The 17,998-nt window shown below is 59.2% G+C and carries 13 protein-coding genes; 4 read left to right on the plus strand and 9 right to left on the minus strand.

Features of this window, described 5'->3' with window-relative positions:
* Nucleotides 1–26: 26 nt before the first annotated feature.
* Entirely contained in the window at nt 27–1,493 is a 1,467-nt protein-coding gene (gene guaB / locus MYY08_RS17690) for an IMP dehydrogenase (protein WP_190296104.1), read from the minus strand.
* Nucleotides 1,494–1,662: 169 nt separating this feature from the next.
* Between guaB and xseA the strand changes: the two genes are divergently transcribed.
* Nucleotides 1,663–3,033: an exodeoxyribonuclease VII large subunit gene (gene xseA, locus MYY08_RS17695; protein ID WP_038624733.1), complete on the plus strand. Its 1,371-nt coding sequence runs from the start codon at nt 1,663–1,665 to the stop codon at nt 3,031–3,033.
* 177 nt (nt 3,034–3,210) lie between these two features.
* Here the strand turns inward: xseA and MYY08_RS17700 are convergent, their stop codons facing one another.
* Together MYY08_RS17700 and MYY08_RS17705 are read right to left on the minus strand one after the other, a co-directional pair.
* Complete coding sequence (locus MYY08_RS17700; protein ID WP_190296105.1) at nt 3,211–5,571, minus strand: glycoside hydrolase family 31 protein; 2,361 nt, start codon at nt 5,569–5,571, stop codon at nt 3,211–3,213.
* 14 nt (nt 5,572–5,585) lie between these two features.
* Nucleotides 5,586–6,884, minus strand: coding sequence for an MFS transporter (locus tag MYY08_RS17705; protein ID WP_038624729.1), 1,299 nt, complete (start codon nt 6,882–6,884; stop codon nt 5,586–5,588).
* A 356-nt stretch (nt 6,885–7,240) separates the two neighbouring features.
* On the opposite strand from MYY08_RS17705, the gene MYY08_RS17710 reads away from it, so the two are divergent.
* The 3 genes from MYY08_RS17710 (at nt 7,241) to MYY08_RS17720 (ending at nt 9,808) form a co-directional block, all read left to right on the plus strand.
* Nucleotides 7,241–8,329: a LacI family DNA-binding transcriptional regulator gene (locus MYY08_RS17710; RefSeq protein WP_038624727.1), complete on the plus strand. Its 1,089-nt coding sequence runs from the start codon at nt 7,241–7,243 to the stop codon at nt 8,327–8,329.
* A gap of 121 nt (nt 8,330–8,450) precedes the next feature.
* On the plus strand, nt 8,451–9,479 hold the full coding sequence (locus tag MYY08_RS17715; RefSeq protein WP_084971208.1) for a M4 family metallopeptidase: 1,029 nt from the start codon (nt 8,451–8,453) through the stop codon (nt 9,477–9,479).
* Nucleotides 9,476–9,808: a protealysin inhibitor emfourin gene (locus MYY08_RS17720; RefSeq protein WP_038624723.1), complete on the plus strand. Its 333-nt coding sequence runs from the start codon at nt 9,476–9,478 to the stop codon at nt 9,806–9,808. The genes MYY08_RS17715 and MYY08_RS17720 overlap by 4 nt, the downstream gene beginning before the upstream one ends.
* Nucleotides 9,809–9,856: 48 nt before the next feature.
* On the opposite strand, the gene MYY08_RS17725 is transcribed toward MYY08_RS17720, so the two are convergent.
* The 6 genes from MYY08_RS17725 to hisS form a co-directional block, all read right to left on the minus strand.
* Entirely contained in the window at nt 9,857–12,307 is a 2,451-nt protein-coding gene (locus MYY08_RS17725) for a glucose/quinate/shikimate family membrane-bound PQQ-dependent dehydrogenase (protein WP_190296107.1), read from the minus strand.
* Nucleotides 12,308–12,698: 391 nt separating this feature from the next.
* On the minus strand, nt 12,699–12,923 hold the full coding sequence (locus MYY08_RS17730; RefSeq protein WP_038629915.1) for a zinc ribbon domain-containing protein: 225 nt from the start codon (nt 12,921–12,923) through the stop codon (nt 12,699–12,701).
* 139 nt (nt 12,924–13,062) lie between these two features.
* Nucleotides 13,063–14,559, minus strand: coding sequence for a ribosome biogenesis GTPase Der (gene der / locus MYY08_RS17735; protein WP_038624719.1), 1,497 nt, complete (start codon nt 14,557–14,559; stop codon nt 13,063–13,065).
* 170 nt (nt 14,560–14,729) lie between these two features.
* Nucleotides 14,730–15,911, minus strand: a complete 1,182-nt coding sequence (gene bamB, locus MYY08_RS17740) for an outer membrane protein assembly factor BamB (protein ID WP_288015168.1) — start codon at nt 15,909–15,911, stop codon at nt 14,730–14,732.
* Between the two features lie 19 nt (nt 15,912–15,930).
* Nucleotides 15,931–16,548 carry a YfgM family protein gene (locus tag MYY08_RS17745; protein ID WP_038624715.1) on the minus strand — a complete coding sequence of 206 codons (618 nt, stop codon included), beginning with the start codon at nt 16,546–16,548 and terminating at the stop codon, nt 15,931–15,933.
* 36 nt (nt 16,549–16,584) lie between these two features.
* Nucleotides 16,585–17,859, minus strand: a complete 1,275-nt coding sequence (gene hisS / locus MYY08_RS17750) for a histidine--tRNA ligase (protein ID WP_038624713.1) — start codon at nt 17,857–17,859, stop codon at nt 16,585–16,587.
* Nucleotides 17,860–17,998 lie beyond the last annotated feature (139 nt).

A 17,998-nucleotide genomic window follows, 5' to 3' on the forward strand; every position in this document is an offset into this window, starting at 1 on the left:
GGGTGCCGGGCGAGAAAATTACGGGATTAGGATCCCATGCGATAGTTTGGCGACTCTTTAGTGATGGTCACGTCATGGACGTGGCTTTCCGAAATACCGGCGCCGCTGATGCGTACAAATTCCGCTTTAGTGCGCAGCTCTTCGATAGTGGCGCAGCCGGTCAGCCCCATGCAGGAGCGCAGGCCGCCCATCTGCTGATGCACGATCTCTTTCAGGCGGCCTTTATAGGCGACGCGGCCTTCGATGCCTTCCGGCACCAGCTTGTCCGCCGCGTTGTCGCTCTGGAAGTAGCGATCGGAGGAGCCTTTAGACATCGCGCCCAGCGAACCCATGCCGCGATAGGATTTAAACGCGCGGCCCTGGTAAAGCTCGATTTCGCCTGGAGATTCTTCGGTGCCGGCCAGCATTGAGCCGACCATTACGCAGGCGGCGCCTGCGGCGATCGCTTTAGCGATATCGCCGGAGAAGCGGATGCCGCCGTCGGCAATCACCGGCACGCCGGTGCCTTCCAGCGCTTCAACCGCATCGGAAACCGCAGTAATCTGCGGCACGCCGACGCCGGTAACGATACGGGTGGTGCAGATAGAGCCAGGGCCGATGCCGACTTTCACCGCGCTTACGCCCGCCTGGGCCAGCGCCAGCGCGCCCGCGCCGGTCGCGACGTTGCCGCCGATGATCTGCAGGTCAGGGTATTTGGCGCGCGTTTCGCGGATGCGTTGCAGCACGCCTTCGGAATGACCGTGAGAGGAGTCGATCAGCAGCACGTCAACGCCCGCCGCCACCAGCGCATCGACGCGTGCTTCATTGCCCGCGCCTGCGCCGACCGCCGCGCCAACGCGCAGACGGCCATGCTCATCTTTACAGGCCAGCGGCTTACGCTCCGCCTTCTGGAAATCTTTTACGGTGATCATGCCGAGCAGACGGAAGCTGTCATCCACCACCAGCGCTTTTTCGACGCGCTTCTCATGCATTCTTTGCAGCACCACTTCGCGCGCTTCACCCTCTTTAACCGTCACCAGGCGCTCTTTTGGCGTCATCACGGCGGTGACCGGCAGGTTGAGATCGGTCACGAAACGTACGTCGCGGCCGGTGATAATCCCGACCAGCTGGTTATCCTCCGTCACGACCGGATAGCCGGCGAAACCGTTGCGCTCGGTCAGCTCTTTTACTTCACGCAGCGTAGTGGTCGGCAGCACGGTCTGCGGATCGGTCACGACGCCGCTTTCATGCTTTTTCACCTTGCGCACTTCTTCCGCCTGGCGCTCGATGGACATATTTTTGTGGATAAAGCCCAGCCCGCCTTCCTGCGCCAGCGCGATAGCCAGACCGGCTTCGGTCACGGTATCCATGGCGGCAGAGAGCATTGGAATGTTCAGACGAATGGTTTTGGTCAGTTGGGTGCTGAGGTCGGCCGTGTTAGGCAGTACAGTGGAGTGAGCAGGAACGAGCAAAACGTCGTCAAAAGTGAGTGCTTCTTTAGCGATTCGTAGCATGGCAATATCTCAACCTGGGGTGAATGAGAACAGATAAAATATTGCCGCGGCATTATACAGGGCGTAATCGGTTGCCTCCAGCTTTTTTTCAGAAAATGTCTTGATCCCCTGCTTCAGGCATGTAGTATCGGTGAATTAACTCGCTGATTTATTATTTGATCCTCATCACATGTCGCTACCGCCTTCCGCCAATATATTTACCGTCAGCCGCCTTAATACCACGGTGCGTCAGCTGCTGGAAGGCGAGATGGGTCAGATCTGGCTCAGCGCCGAGATCTCTAACTTTACCCAGCCCGCTTCCGGCCACTGGTACTTCACGCTGAAAGATGACACCGCCCAGGTGCGCAGCGCCATGTTCCGTAACAGCAACCGGCGCGTAACTTTCCGTCCGCAGCATGGACAGCAGGTGCTGGTGCGCGCCACGGTGACGCTTTACGAGCCGCGTGGCGACTATCAGCTGATTGTCGAAAGCATGCATCCGGCGGGCGAAGGCCTGCTGCAACAGCAGTTTGAACAGCTGAAGCAGCGGCTGGCAGCGGAAGGACTGTTTGAGCAGCAGCATAAACAGCCGCTGCCTGAACCAGCGCGTCAGGTGGGCGTGATCACTTCCGCTACCGGCGCGGCGCTGCATGATGTGCTGCGCGTGCTGCATCGCCGCGATCCGTCGCTGCCGGTGATCATCTATCCGACGGCGGTCCAGGGCAACGATGCCCCTGCATCCATCGCGCGCGCCATTGAGCTGGCTAACCTGCGCAACGAGTGCGACGTGCTGATCGTCGGACGCGGCGGCGGCTCGCTGGAAGATTTATGGAGCTTTAACGACGAGCGGGTGGCGCGGGCGATTTTCGCCAGCCGCATTCCGATCGTCAGCGCCGTCGGCCATGAAACCGACGTAACCATCGCCGATTTTGTCGCCGACCTGCGCGCGCCGACGCCTTCCGCCGCGGCGGAGATCGTCAGTCGCAATCAGGTGGAACTGCTGCGCCAGCTGCAGTCGCAGCAGACGCGGCTGGAGATGGCGATGGACTACTACCTGGCCCAGCAGCAGCGCACCTTTACCCGCCTGCAACACCGTTTGCAGCAGCAGCATCCGCAGCTGCGGCTGGCACGCCAGCAGACGGCGCTGTTCCGTCTGCAACGGCGGCTGGACGAGGCGTTACAGCTGCGTCTGCGCGAGGCCGCGCGCCAGCAGGATCGTCTGACGCAGCGCCTGGCGGCCCAGCAGCCGCAGCGTAATATCAACCGTGCGCAGCAGCAGCTTCAGCAGTGGCAATATCGTCTGACGCAGGCGATGCGGCAGCGGCTGAGTGAAGAAAAACAGCGCTTCGGCGCGCTGGCGGGACATCTGGAAGGCGTCAGCCCGCTGGCGACGTTGGCACGCGGCTTCAGCGTGACGCAGACGCCCACCGGCGAGGTGCTGAAAACCGCCGGGCAGCTTCAGCCTGGCGACAAGCTGCAAACCCGCCTGCAGGATGGCTGGGTGGAAAGCGAAGTAAAAACTATCACGCCGCTGAAAAAAACGCGCAAAAAGCGGACATAGCCTTCGCCATAAGGCGGCAATCAGAGCTGAATGTCTTCCATAATGCTAAAAAGTCGCGCTAAAAGCGCCCAAAAAACGCCGTGCCGCATCTTAAAGCAATAGTCGGCAATGAGCTGCATGCCTCCCGTTACGCCATAAAAAAGGCGCGCCTGAAGCGCGCCTTTTTAGCCTGCGACGCTACAGTCGATACGCTGAGGCAGCTTCGCCGTTAATCCACAATTCACGCCGTTCGCCGGATGGCAGCACTATCTCTAACTGCCGCCACGCGGGCTGATAGCGCCCTTCCCGCGCTATGTTCAGCGTAATGCGCGTCGCGTCGCAGGTCATTCGCCAGCGCAGCCAGAGCGCATCGCCCTCACGCCAGCCGTAGCTTTCGCCGTCATCCTCGAAAAGCATTCCTTCGCTCTCTCCTGCTGACAGCGGAAACAGCCGCAGCTCGCGCTGATTGTCCGCAGCCGCGTCCACATGCGCCAGCCGCTGCGACATCGGCAGCCCGGCGCCGGCGCGCGCCAGCAGCGGCAGCCGCTCCAGCGGCGCATCCAGCGTGATCCACTGTCCGCCGCCGTACCATTGTCCGCTCCAGAAGCAGTACCAGCCTGTGCCGTTATCGGGCAGCCATACCCGGCGCTGACGCTGGCCCGGCTCCACCACGCTCGCCACCAGCAGATCGCGTCCGATAAGAAAATCATCCGTTTCCTGCCAGGCGTGTGCGTCATGTTCATGATCAAGAAAGGTGGGCCGCAGCATCGGCTCATCGTCAACGCTGGCCTGCCACAGCAGCGTGTAAAAGTAAGGCAGCAGACGGTAGCGCAGGCGGATCGCCTCGCGCACGATGTCCGTTACGGCGGGATACATCCACGGCTCGTTTACCGTGCCGTCGTCATTCCATGAGTGTATGGTAAAACGCGGATGCATCACGCCGTTCTGCACCCAGCGGGCAAACAGCTCCGCGTCCGGCCTGTCGCCGGAGAAGCCGCCGACGTCGTGACCGACGTTATACAGCCCCGACAGGCTCATCCCCAGCCCCATGCGCGTGTTGTAGCGCAGCGTCTGCCAGCTGGTGCGGTTGTCGCCGCTCCAGGTCTGTACGTAGCGCTGCATACCGGCGCAGCCGGAGCGCGAAATCAGGTAAGGCCGTTGCTGCGGCGCGAAACGCTGCTGCGCCTCCAGCGAGGCGCGCATCATCAACAACGGCATCACCGGACGAATGTGCTTAATCGCCACGGGGCGACCGAAGCCGTGACAGCGCGCCTCGCCGTCCCAGATCTCATATTCGTTGTTGTCGTTCCAGGTGGCATCGATGCCCATCTCCAGCAGCTGCGTGGTGACGCCCTGCTGCCACCAGCGTATCGCATCGGGATTGGTAAAATCGAGGTGCGATCCCTCATCGTCCCAAAAGCAGGAGCGCTCCGGCGCATCCGATTCGGAATCGCGAATAAACAGCCCCTGCCGCGCCGCTTCTTCATAACGCGGATGATCCTGTAGCAGGCAGGGTTTGATATTGGCCGCCAGCCGCAGTCCCGCCTCATGAAACGCCGCGCTTAGCTGGCGCGGCTGCGGCACTTTTTCATAGTTCCAGTTAAATACGTAGCGCTTATTGCCGATGGAGGTGTAGCCGGAAGAAAGCTGGAAAGAGTCGCAGGGAATAGCGTGCTGCCGGCAGAGCTGAATAAACTGCTGTAGCTGGTGCTGCGCGTCGGGCGCGTCGGTGTAGTGCATGGTGGAGCCGCTGTAGCCCAGGCTCCACTTCGGCCCGAAACAGGTTTTTCCGGTAAGCCGCACAAAGGCTTTAGTGACGTCCAGCACGCGCGGACCGAAAAACAGGTAGTAGTCGAGATCGCCCGCCTCCGCCTGATAGCGGCGGTAAGGCTGATGATAGTTGTCCAGTTCGTTGCCGAGGTCGAGCCAGCAGCTGCTGAGATTATCGTAAAACAGGCCGAAGCTAACCTGCTCGCGGCGGGTAATGGTAAACGGAATATGCTTGTAGAGCGGATCGGTGCTGGCGGCGTTATAGCCCATCGCATCCAGATTGCGCATCTCAAAGCGTCGTCCACTGCGCTCCAGGTCGCCCGCTTTTTCCCCCAGCCCGTAGTAGCGATCGTCGGCGAAACGGCGCTGGTAGTGCGCCACGCCGTCGCCGTGCGCATTCAGCAGATAGGCGCTGGTGCGACGATCTTCGGCCAGCGGACGCCACTGGTTATCCGCATCCAGATATTCCCACGCCAGCCAGAGCGGCTGATGCACCGTGACGCGCAGATGCTGGCTGCTGATGATCAGCCGATCGGCGTAGGTTTCCAGATGATAGCCCGGCAGGCTGAAGCCCTCCACGCTCAGGCGATCGCGTCCCTCCCAGGGCACATCTTCCTGCGGCGCGATGCTCCAGGTGCGATCCAGCGCCAGCTCGCCGTTGCGTTTGATCAGGATGCGGAACATCGACTCCTCCAGCACGTAGAGGCAAAACAGATGCCGCCCGTCAACCTGCAGTTCGATCCTGTCGGCGTACTTCCCCGCCAGCGTCCAGTTTTTTAACGTCTTCATATCCACTCCAGCAGTTAACGTTTTTTAGCGCGGCGTTCGGCCAGCAGAGCAATCAGGAACAGCGCGCCGATAAGGTCGAAAAAGCCCATCGCCACAAACAGCGGGCCGAAGCCGATGGTGTCGGAAACGGCGCCGATCAGCAGGGAAAAGAGGAAGCTGGCGATCCAGGCGCAGGAGCCGCGCATGCCGTTGACGGTCGCCATCTGATTTTTATCGAACGACTCCACCACCAGCGCGCTCAGCATGCAGGAGATCACCTGATGGCCGAAGCCGCCGATAGAGATCAGCGCAATCGCCAGAAACGGATCTTTGGTTACGGCGACCAGCGTCAGCGACAGCATCAGAAACGCGCCGGTAACGGAGCTGGCGATCACCGAATTAATGCGCTGGAAGCCGAACCATTTGCGATACAGGTTGGTGAGATAGCCGCTGGCGACGCTGCCAATATCGGCCGCCAGGAAAGGCAGCCAGGCGAACAGCGCGATCTGCTTGAGATCCATGCCGCGCTCGGTAGCGAGATAGAGCGGCACCCAGAAGCTGAAGACCGCCCAGGCCGGTTCGGCAAGAAAGGCGGGAATGGCGATGCCGTAAAATTTCTTGTCGCGGCAGAGACGCGCCAGCGAGGTGAAAAACGGCAGCTTCGGCAGATCCGGCTCGTTATCTTCCCGGATCAGATCCAGTTCCTGCTGGCTGAGGTTCGGATGCTGCTGCGGCGCATGGTAGAAGCGCCACCAGAGCACCACCCAAACCAGCCCCAGCGCGCCGGAAAAGAGAAAGGCGCCCTGCCAGCCCAGCGTCAGGTGGGCGACGACGATAATCGGCGGCGCCAGCATCGCGCCGACGGAGAAGCCTACCCCGGCCCAGCCTGCGGCGACGGGCCGCTCTTTCTTCGGAAACCAGTCGGCGATGGCACGGGCGTTGGCGGGCGTGGCGGCCGCTTCAGCGCCGCCCATGAAAAAGCGCAGCAGCGCCAGCTGAACCCAGCTTCCCGCACCGGCGTGCAGCATACAGACCAGCGCCCAAAGCGTGGCGCAGATCATAAAGCCGGTTTTCAGGCCAATCACATCGATCAGCCAGCCGCAGAGCGGCTGAAACAGCGTATAGGCGAGCTGGAATGCCGCCACTACCCAGGAGTACTGCTCGGTGGACATATTCAGGCTGACCTTGAGCTCCGGCGCCAGAATCCCCAGCGAGTTGCGGGTAATGTAGTTAATGGTGATGCCGAGCAGAAAGAGCGCCAGCATCCACCAGCGCAGCGACTTGAATTTACGGGCAGAACGGGTTGCGGTGGCCTGTTCGGTTTCAATACTCATCTGTTTTCTCCATCGCCGCCTGCCGTGCGGTGCGCGCAGGCGCTTCAGTCGTGGTATCGAAGGCTACAACAGCGGTGCAATGCGACGTGTTTCACAAAATAGTCCTTTTGCCCGCTTAACCCTATGATTATCGGTTGATTTCCCTGGCGAGCCATCAGCATAGTGAAGTGTCGCGTCTGTCCAACCGAGCTACCGTTGCAGACTAGCCAGCAGCGTTGCCGGGCGAAACCGCGTTTTTTGCAAAAATTTTCATTCGCAAGCAAATCGTCGTGAGCAACAGGGCCTGAGTGCGCAACAGCGGGCTAACCAACGCTGATGAAAAAATTTTCATCAGCTGATTTGAAGGGGATCACAAAATGAATGGAAAGTTAAAAATCACCCTGATCGCCCATCAAACCGGGCTGTCGATCAGTACTGTTTCGCGCGTGCTGGCGGGCAAAGCCAACACCAGCGAAGCCGCCCGGCAAAAGGTGATGGCCTGCGCGCGCCAGCACGGTATTTTGCAGGATCTGTCGCAGGGCAGACTGATGCTGAACAACCTGGTGATTTTCGCGCCGCCGCGCGCCTTCTCGGTGCGCACCGACATTTTTTACTACAAGGTGATTCAGAGCGTGATCGATGCGCTCAGACCTTGGGAGGTGCGCATCAGCTCCTGTGGGCTGGAGGAGGATCGCAGCGACAGCGCGCTGTTCGTCGAAAAGATGAACCATCCGCATACCCAGGCGGCGTTGATTATCGGCATCGACGATCCGCATATCCATTCGCTGGCGGCGGATCTGAATAAGCCCTGCGTATTAGTTAACTGCAGCGACCGCGAGATGCGCCTCGACAGCGTTTCCCCCGATCATCAGCTGATCGGCGAGTTTTCCGCCAGCTGGCTGTTTCAGCAGGGGCACCGCAACATTCTTAACTTGCAGTGCCTGCGGCGTAACACCATGGAACTGCGTCTCGCGGGCATTCGCCAGGCGTGGATGCGGCAGAATTTGACCTTTGACGCCGGACAGCATCTGGTCACCACCTCTGGTTTCGGCGCGGAGGAGGCGGAGCTTGCGGTGACCAGCTGGCTGAGCGCCCTGCCCGATCGCAGCCGCTGGCCGAGCGCTATTCTCGCTGGCGGCGACTTTATGGCGATGGGCGCGGTCGCGGCGATCAATAAGTTCGGCCTGTCGGTGCCGGGCGATATATCGGTAATGAGCACCGACAGTTCAAATCTGGCGGAGATTCACGACGTGCCCTTGACCTCGGTACAGGTGCCGCGCGACGAACTGGGATTCGAGGCGGTTCAGCTGTTGCAGCGCAGGCTGCTGCGTCCTGCCGCCCCACCCTGTAACCTACTGTTGCAGGGGAAACTGGCGGTACGGGAATCGGTGCGGCGTTTTAGCGCCCATAAGATGAAACCGGCGCTCAGCACCCATCATCCGCAACTCTATGACGATCGCGCATAATATTAGCATTTTTAATAAGTAAACGATCGGGGCGCGCGGTCGGACCCTGGGAATATCTGAACTACACTTAGCAGCATCCGCTTTCATCAATAAGGGTTATTTCAGCCTAAGGAGAGCCACAATGCAGCGCAAACCCGTCAGCTCCATTATTCCTCCCTATATTCTGCGTAAAATTATTGATAATGGGTCGGGCCATCAGCAGGATTACGCTCGCCGCACGTTAAACCATGTTCAGCATTTGATGGCGCATAACTGGCAGAAGCCGACCGCGCCGAAAAACGCCACCGGCGGCCATGTCGATCGTGAAATTTACGATGCGCAAAACACCGAAAGCCTGCCCGGCACGCTGGTGCGTAAAGAGGGTCAGCCGGAAAACAACGATATCGCCGCCAAAGAAGCCTGGGACTATCTCGGCGTTACCTATGATTTCTTCTGGCAGGCGTATCAGCGCAATTCGCTGGATAACCAGGGGTTGACGCTGCGCGGCACCGTTCACTATGGCAAGGAGTACCAGAACGCCTTCTGGAACGGTCAGCAGATGGTATTTGGCGACGGAGACGGCGAAATCTTCAACCGTTTCACCATCGCTATCGACGTGGTGGCGCACGAGCTGGCGCACGGCGTGACCGAAACCGAAGCGGGCCTGATCTACTTTGAACAGGCGGGCGCGCTGAATGAATCCCTCTCTGACGTTTTCGGCTCGCTGGTGAAGCAGTTCCATCTCAAGCAGACCGCGGATCAGGCCGACTGGCTGATTGGCGAAGGGCTACTGGCGGAGGGGATTAACGGACGCGGGCTGCGTTCGATGTCGGAGCCGGGCACCGCCTATAATGATCCTATGCTGGGCAAAGATCCGCAACCGGCGCATATGCGCGACTATATTCAGACGCGTGAGGATAATGGCGGGGTTCACCTGAATTCCGGCATTCCCAATCGGGCATTTTATCTGGCGGCGAAAGCGCTGGGCGGCTATGCCTGGGAACTGGCGGGACGCGCCTGGTACGATACCGTGTGCGATAAAGAACTGCCGCAGGACGCCGATTTCAAAACCTTTGCTCAGTTTACTATCCGTCACGCCGAAACGCGCTTTAACAAAGCGACGGCACAGGCGATTGAAGAAGCATGGAAAGAAACGGGCGTTTTATCATGAAAGAGTTACCGGAACTGACCGACGACGCCGTAATCGATCTGGCGCGCGAAGGCGGTTTTGCTTATATCCCAACGTTAGCCGGTCAGCGGCGCATCGAGCTGGGCCAGTTGCCGAACCCACAGAAAGAGCGGGTATGCGAAATCCTGCGCCACTCCCTGCCGCTCGGGGAGCCGGCGGATAAGCCGGTACAGTCCGGGCGCGGCGACCAGTACTACTACCGCATCCAGATCAGCTATCAAACGCAGCAGCACGCTGGCGATATTGTGATCGTCATTCCCGACAGTCTGGCGCCGCCTGAACTTAAAGCGCTGTGGAAAGAAGGCGAATAGCGTAAGAAAAAAGGCCCCTTGCGGGGCCTTTAATTTTTCAGGTTTCTGTTATTTCTTATCCGCCTGATCATCCAGCGCGTAAGCAATCACATAATCGCCGCGATCCGGCGACTGACGCGCGCCGCCTGCGGAGATCAGGATGTACTGTTTGCCGGTTTTCGGCGAAACGTAGCTCATCGGGCCGCCCTGACTGCCGACCGGCAGACGCGCTTTCCACACTTCCTTGCCGGTAGAGCTGTCAAAGGCGCGGAGATAGTAATCCTGCGTTCCGGCGATAAACACCAGACCGCCCTGCGTCGCCAGCGTACCGCCCAGCGTCGGCATGCCGATCGGCATTTTCATCCGCATCTTAATGCCGAACGGACCGGTATCCTGCACCGTACCGACCGGCACCTGCCAGACGATTTTCTGGGTTTTCAGATCGACCGCCGACAGCGTGCCGAACGGCGGCTCCTGACAAGGAATGCCCAGCGGCGACATAAAGCGGTTTTTGTTGACCGCGTACGGCGTGCCTTTCAACGGAACCGCGCCCATGCCGGTATTGATCGCTTCGCCGCCGTTGCTGCCGCGCGCGATAGCGTCGGTATTGGCAGGGATCATCTGCACCCACAGGCCCAGACGCATATCATTAACGAAAATGTAATGATTATTCGGGTCGGTAGAGAGGCTGCCCCAGTTCATGCCGCCCAGCGAGCCAGGGAAGCTGAGGGATTTGTCAGTGCCCGGCACGGTGAACAATCCATCATAGCGCATCGATTTAAAGCTAATGCGGCAAACCAGCTGATCGAACGGCGTCGCGCCCCACATATCGGACTCTTTCAGCGTCTGCGCGCCGATTTGCGGCATGCCCGTGGAGTGCGGCTGCGTTTTGGTGTACTGCTCGTTCGGGATAGTGCCCTGCTTCATCGGCAGCTCTTTGACTTCCGTCAGCGGCTTGCCAGTGAGTCGATCCAGTACGAAAATCTGCCCGGCCTTGGTGCCAAATACCACCGCCGGTTTGCTGCCGCCCTCTTTCAGCGGGAAGTCGAGCAGGCTCGGCTGCATCGGGATATCGAAATCCCACAGATCGTTATGTACCGTCTGGTAGACCCACTTCTCTTTACCGGTGGCGGCGTCGAGCGCCAGGATAGAAGCGCCGTACTTGTGATCCAGCGGCGTGCGGTTGGCGCCCCACAGGTCAACGGAGGAGCTGCCCATCGGGATAAACACGGTGTTCATCGCCGGGTCCCAGGACATAGGCGCCCAGGAGTTCGGCGTGCTGCGCGCGTAAGACTGGCCCGGCTGCAGCGGTGCATTGGGATTCTCATTGCCTGGGTCAAACGCCCAGCGCATCTGACCGGTGATCACGTCAAAACCGCGCAGTACGCCGCCAGGCATATCGGTCTGCACGTTATCCGCGATGCGGCCGCCTACCACCACGGTGGTTCCCGCCAGCGTCGGCGCGGAGGTCAGCTGGTATTTCGGATCCTGCGCGTCGCCGAGGCCCGCTTTCAGATCGACCGTGCCCTTGTCGCCAAACTGCTGGCAGAGCTCGCCGTTATCGGCGTTGATGGCGATCAGGCGCGCGTCGATGGTGTTCATCAGCAGGCGGCGCTGACAGCTGTCGCCCGCGGGCAACGAGACCGGGGTAATCGGCGTGGAGCCGGGCACCGTCGGCTGCGGCAGCGGCTTATTGATATCGAAATAAGCCAGGCCGCGGCAGCGGTTCCAGACTTCCGCCTGCGCGTTGATTTCGCGCTTCCAGATCTGTTTGCCGCTGTCGGCGTCAACCGCAATCACGTTGTTATGCGGGGTGCACATATAGATGCGATCGCCGATTTGCAGCGGCGTCTGCTGATCTTCCGCGCCGTTGCCGGTCGGGCTGTCCGGCACGTCGCCGGTATGGAAGGTCCAGGCGACCTTCAGATCTTTAACGTTGTCGCGAGTAATCTGATCAAGCGCGACAAAGCGGCTGCCGCCGGGCGTATTACCGTAGTTATCCCAGTCTTTTTGCGCATTCGCCTTGTCCACCGGCACCAGCGGCAGCGGCTGACCGTCAAAGGCGACAGGAGGATGCGGCTGAAACATCTGCACCAGCGTCGCCACCATCGCCACCGCAAGCACGGCGCTGGCGCCCCAGGCCGCTTTAGCAGCCGAGGGTTTGTCTTCACGTTTGCGCAGCGCAGGCAGCGTCAGCAGCGCGAGGATCATGAAGCCGGTCGGCACCATCAGGCGCGACACCAGCGGCCAGAACTCAAAGCCGCCGTCAATCGGAGCCCAGATCAGCGAGCCGATAAAGACCAGCGCGAACAGCAGCACCGCCGACGCTTTGCGGCGGAAAAACTGAATCGCGGACAGAATGGTAACAATTCCGGCAATCAGGAAGTACTTGCTACCGCCGAGCATGGCGAGTTTACCGCCGCCGATCGTAAAGAACAGACCGGTAGCAAGCAGCACCAGACCCAGCAATATGCACCATATACTCAGTCCTTTTGATGACCGGGTGGTAGTTTGAACCATGATAAAACTCTCCTGGTGGAACCAAGGCTTAGCAATAAGTCATAAGTCGTCAGCCTGAAACGCAGGCCAGCACCCCTGTTTTATTATCCAGCCATAACAAACAGTTAACCTGAAACGGGTTTGCCACCCGCCATTGGCATCCTGCCTTTTAACGCCAGCGCGCTGCGCCGCTAAAAAAAGAGGGTAGACCAACGGCCGGGATTGTACCAATCGGTACGTTATGAGTTAAACAAAAAATTAACAACATTGCGAAAATCCGCACTTTTGCTGCAAAAAATTAACGAGGCAAACCGGCAGGGACAGGAGGTGAAAGAAAACGATCGGCGCGCTTCCGCCGATGGGCTAAAGGAAGCGCGTTTGAAGCTAACGTCAGAAAGAGAGCAGTGAAAGGCTATGCCTGATAGTTTAGCGGCACGAACTCGACCCGCTTTTTCGATATTAGCCCGTGACCGTGCTGGCAAAAGTAATCAACTGCGCCGCAGGCCTTTAGCACCTGTAATGGCTGATGGCAGTCGGGACACTGCGCCTGTCGCGCATAATGAGCGCCGCACCGCTCACAAAAAAAGTCGCTGTCGCCGAGCGTTAGTGGGTGCTGACATTTTTCACATTTCGCCATGATAGCCTCCTGAATAAACGCGGCGGCGGTCGACCGCTGCAATGCGAATATCATAAACCGATGCGAACGGTGAATCCTGCGCCAGGTCATCTTTCGGCGCCGCCCATAAAAAAGGGCCGCGTTTCCGCAGCCCCTTCGATTAGCGCTTGTTCTTTTTCAGATGCGAAAGCAGGCGCTTACGCTTACGCTGCTGGTTTGGCGTCAGCAGGTTGCGTTTGCCGGCAAAGGGGTTGTCCCCTTCTTTAAACTGAATGCGGATCGGCGTTCCCATCACGTTCAGCGAACGACGGAAGTAGTTCATCAGGTAACGCTTGTAAGAATCGGGCAGATCCTTCACCTGGTTGCCATGAATCACCACGATCGGCGGATTATAGCCGCCCGCGTGCGCATATTTCAGCTTCACGCGACGACCACGCACCAGAGGCGGCTGATGATCTTCCGCAGCCATGTTCATGATACGCGTCAGCATTGAGGTGCCGACGCGGCGCGTTGAACAGTCGTACGCTTCGTTGATCGATTCAAACAGATTGCCGACGCCGCTGCCGTGCAGCGCGGAAATAAAGTGAACGCGCGCAAAGTCGATAAAGCCCAGACGGTAATCGAGGGTCTCTTTGACTTCATCCTTCACTTCCTGCGACAGGCCATCCCACTTGTTGACCACAATCACCAGTGAGCGCCCACTATTCAGGATAAAGCCCAGCAGAGAGAGATCCTGGTCGGAGATACCCTGACGGGCATCGATAACCAGCAGCACCACGTTGGCGTCTTCGATCGCTTGCAGCGTTTTGATTACCGAGAACTTTTCTACCGTATCGGTGACCTTGCCGCGTTTACGCACGCCAGCGGTATCGATCAGGATATATTCGCGCTCGTCGCGCTCCATCGGAATATAGATGCTGTCACGGGTGGTGCCCGGCATGTCGTACACCACTACGCGATCTTCGCCGAGAATACGGTTGGTAAGCGTTGACTTACCGACGTTAGGTCGACCGACGATAGCGATTTTCACCGGCAGGCCGGTGGGGTCGAAATCATCCTCTTCCTCTTCCGCGTCAGGATCTTCGCCGCGCTCTTTCGCTTCCAGCTCGGCCCAGTAGGCCTGGTTCTCTTCCTCTTCGCTCAGCGGCTCCGCAGGCGCAACCACGTCCATCCACGGCAACAGCGCCGTTTCCAGCAGCGAAGTGACGCCGCGGCCATGCGATGCGGCGATGGAGTGAATCTCGCCCAGGCCCAGCGCGTAAAAATCGACGACGGCGCTGTCAGCGTCCAGCCCGTCGGTTTTGTTCGCCACCAGAAACGTCGCTTTCTCACGCGCGCGCAAATGTTTGGCGATAGCCTGATCCGCAGGCATCAGCCCGGCGCGCGCATCCACCATAAACAGCACGACGTCCGCCTCTTCAATCGCCAGCAGCGACTGTTCAGCCATACGGGTTTCCACGCCATCTTCGGTGCCGTCAATACCGCCGGTGTCGATGACGATAAATTCCCGTCCTTCCACCTCGGCGCGCCCGTATTTACGATCGCGCGTCAGACCTGGGAAATCTGCCACCAGCGCATCGCGGGTGCGCGTTAAACGGTTAAACAGGGTGGATTTGCCCACGTTAGGACGCCCAACCAGCGCGACCACAGGTACCATAAATAATGCCTCATTACGAAACGAAAAATCAGAAGCCTGAACAGGCAATTATAAACGGTCTCTGCCGCCCTGTTCAGGCTGAAGGCGCTAAGGATAACACGCCGTCAGAAAAACGAAACGGCCCCTGTAAGCCAGGAGCCGTTGATCAACACTGCGCTATCCGTCGGCGATTAACGCGCGATAGAGTAAACCTCGCCGTTCTTCGCCTGGATCAGCAGCTTATCGCTGGCAACCACCGGTTCGGTCTGGAAGCCGGAGCCATCCACTTTCTGCTGCGCGACGAAACGACCGTCGTCGGTGTTCAGCCAGTGCAGATAGCCTTCGCTGTCGCCCACAACGATATAGCCGTTATAAAGGACCGGTGAAGTCAGGTTGCGGTGCAGCAGATCGCTCTGACGCCAGATGGCGACGCCGCCGTCGGCGTTCAGCGCCATCACGCGGTCATCCTGATCGATCAGATAGATGCGGCCCGCGTCGACAATGAAATCTTTCACCGAACCGATTTCGCGTTTCCACAACATCTGGCCGGAACGCAGATCCAGCGCCGTCAGGTTACCGTTATAGGCCAGCGCGTACACTACGCCGTTAACGATAACCGGCGTGGTGTCGACGTCGCTGAGACGATCGATTTCGGTCGCGCCGCTCGGCTGAGAGATGCGCTGCTGCCAGATAATCTGGCCCTGGTTCAAAATCACTGCGCTGACGCGGCCATTGTCGCCGCCAACGATCGCGCCGCCGAAAGCGGTGGCGGGCGCAGATTCGCCGCGCAGCGAAAGCGCTGGCATATCCAGATTAACGGTCCATTTCACCGCGCCGCTGTTCTGATCCAGCCCCTGCAACATGCCGTTGCTGGTATGAATCAACACCAGGCCGTCGCTGACCACCGGACGGGAAAGCGCTTCGCCAGCCACTTTGGTCTGCCAGGCGACAGAGCCGTCGGCGCTGTTCAGCGCATAAACCTGCGCGCGCTCGCTGCCGATATAGATATGCTCGCCCGCCGCGGTTACGCCGCCGGAAAGCAGGGCTGGCGTATTTTTCGAGAAAAAGCCGTTATCGGTGGAAAGGTTAACTTTCCATTTTTCTTTACCGTCGCTGGCGTCCAGCGCCTTCACGATGCCGAAACGATCGGCCGCATAGACGGTGTCATTCTGCCAGGCGGGATGCAGATTGGAGTAGAAGTCGCCAATGCCGTCGCCGACGGAGGTGCTCCACACTTCCTGCGGTTCAAACTGGTTTTCCACTTTCGGCAACGGGGCCATTTTGACGACATCTTCTTCGCCGCTGAACAGCGAGCAACCGCTGAGCAAAGTGACTGAAATCAGCCCTGGCAGCAGGTATTTACGTAATTCCATGCGCTCTCTCTTGAATGGCTTAACCTAAATTATTCATTTTCATCTGCATCATTTCTTTCAGCGCCGGTGACGCCTCGGAAGCGATCCCCTTGCTCCAGGCATCACGGGCGCCCTGCTTATCGCCCTTGCTCAGCAGCGCTTCACCACGAATATCCGCAACGATGGCCGTCCAGCCTTCACCCTTCACGCTATCCAACGTTTTCAGCGCGTCGTCCGCCTGCTTCTGTTGCAGCTGAATCCGCGCCAGGCGCAGATTCATTACCGCCTGCAGGTTGGCGTCGCGCGTATTTTTAATGCCGCTTTGCAGCTGTCCGGCCGCTTTCGCCAGCTCGTTTTTATCGACATACTGCTTCGCCAGGTCGAGCGAGGCCAGCGCGCCATAGGTATTGCTGTTTTCGTTAGCGAATTTCGCCACGGCTTCCAGCGTCTGCGGCTTGCTGGCGTCCAGCGCGGTGGTCAACTGCTGATAGTGCGCCGACACTTCACGCGAGGAGCTGTCCTGATGAGTGCTCCAGTAACGCCAGCCGACCAGCGCGCCGATACCCAGCACCACGCCGACCGCTAATGCTTTGCCGTTATTGGCAAAAAAACGACGGAGCGCATCCACCTGTTCGTTTTCGTTGCTGTAAACTTCCACGCAATCCTTCTCCTTAACTGTTCCTGCCCGACGATCTTACGACAGCAGGGTCACTAACGCCGCAGCCACTTCATCCTGCGCCAGCGTTTGTTGTTCGCCGCTGCGCAGGTCTTTCACCACTACCTGCCCGGCGTTCATTTCATCTTCGCCCAGCACCAGCGCAACGCGAGCGCCCCATTTGTCGGCGCGCGCGAACTGCTTCTTAAAGTTGCCGCCGCCGAAATTGGTCATCAGCTTTAGCGACGGCGCCGCATCGCGTACCCGCTCCGCCAGCTGCATCGCGGCGGACTGTACGCCCTGACCCGAAGCGATAACATAGACATCAACAATGCGTGACGGTTCAAAATCGGGGTTAACCGCCTGAACCAGCAGCACCAGACGCTCCATGCCCATGGCGAAACCGACGCCCGGCGTCGCGCGTCCGCCCAGCTGCTCGACCAGTCCGTCATAGCGGCCGCCGGCGCATACCGTGCCCTGCGCGCCCAGGCTGGTGGTCACCCATTCGAATACGGTGCGGTTGTAGTAATCGAGACCGCGCACCAGGCGCTGGTTGATGGTGTAGGCGATGCCGACGCTATCCAGCAGCGCGCACAGCCCGTCGAAATGGGCGCGCGATTCTTCATCCAGATAATCGCCCAGCGTCGGCGCGTCGTTCAGCAGCGCCTGCACGTCCGGGTTTTTACTGTCCAGCACGCGCAGCGGATTGCTGTACATGCGGCGTTTGCAGTCTTCGTCCAGCGTCTCTTTATGCTGTTCGAGGAATGCTACCAGCGCGTCGCGGTAGCTGGCGCGCGCTTCAAGCGAGCCGATGGAGTTAAGCTCCAGCTTCACATGATCGGCGATGCCGAGCGCTTTCCACCAGCGCGCGGTCATCATAATCAATTCGGCGTCGATATCCGGCCCTTGCAGACCGAACACTTCCGCGCCGATCTGATGGAACTGACGGTAGCGCCCTTTCTGCGGACGCTCGTAGCGAAACATCGGGCCCATGTACCACAGGCGCTGCTCCTGGTTATAGAGCAGACCATGCTCGATACCGGCGCGCACGCAGCCCGCGGTGCCTTCCGGGCGCAGCGTCAGGCTTTCGCCGTTGCGATCGTCAAAGGTATACATCTCCTTTTCCACCACGTCGGTCACTTCGCCGATAGCGCGCTTAAACAGCGGCGTATGCTCGACGACCGGCAGGCGGATTTCGCTGTAGCCATAGCTGGACAGTACCTGCTTCAGAATACCTTCGATACGCTGCCAGACAACGGTGTCGGTCGGCAAATAGTCGTTCATGCCGCGGATGGCCTGGATGTTCTTCGCCACGTCATTTCTCTCTTTATTCAAATTACACCAGACACGGCGTCTGGCCGTTCCGGCGATAATGCCGGAACCTGAACAGAAAAAAACCTGTACGGCGCAGGCCGTTCAGGTTCAGTCAGCGCGCCGCCGCAGCGACGGCGCC

Origin of the sequence: Mixta sp., assembly GCF_024610815.1 — a bacterium.
In the GTDB taxonomy this organism is placed as follows: domain Bacteria; phylum Pseudomonadota; class Gammaproteobacteria; order Enterobacterales; family Enterobacteriaceae; genus Mixta; species Mixta calida.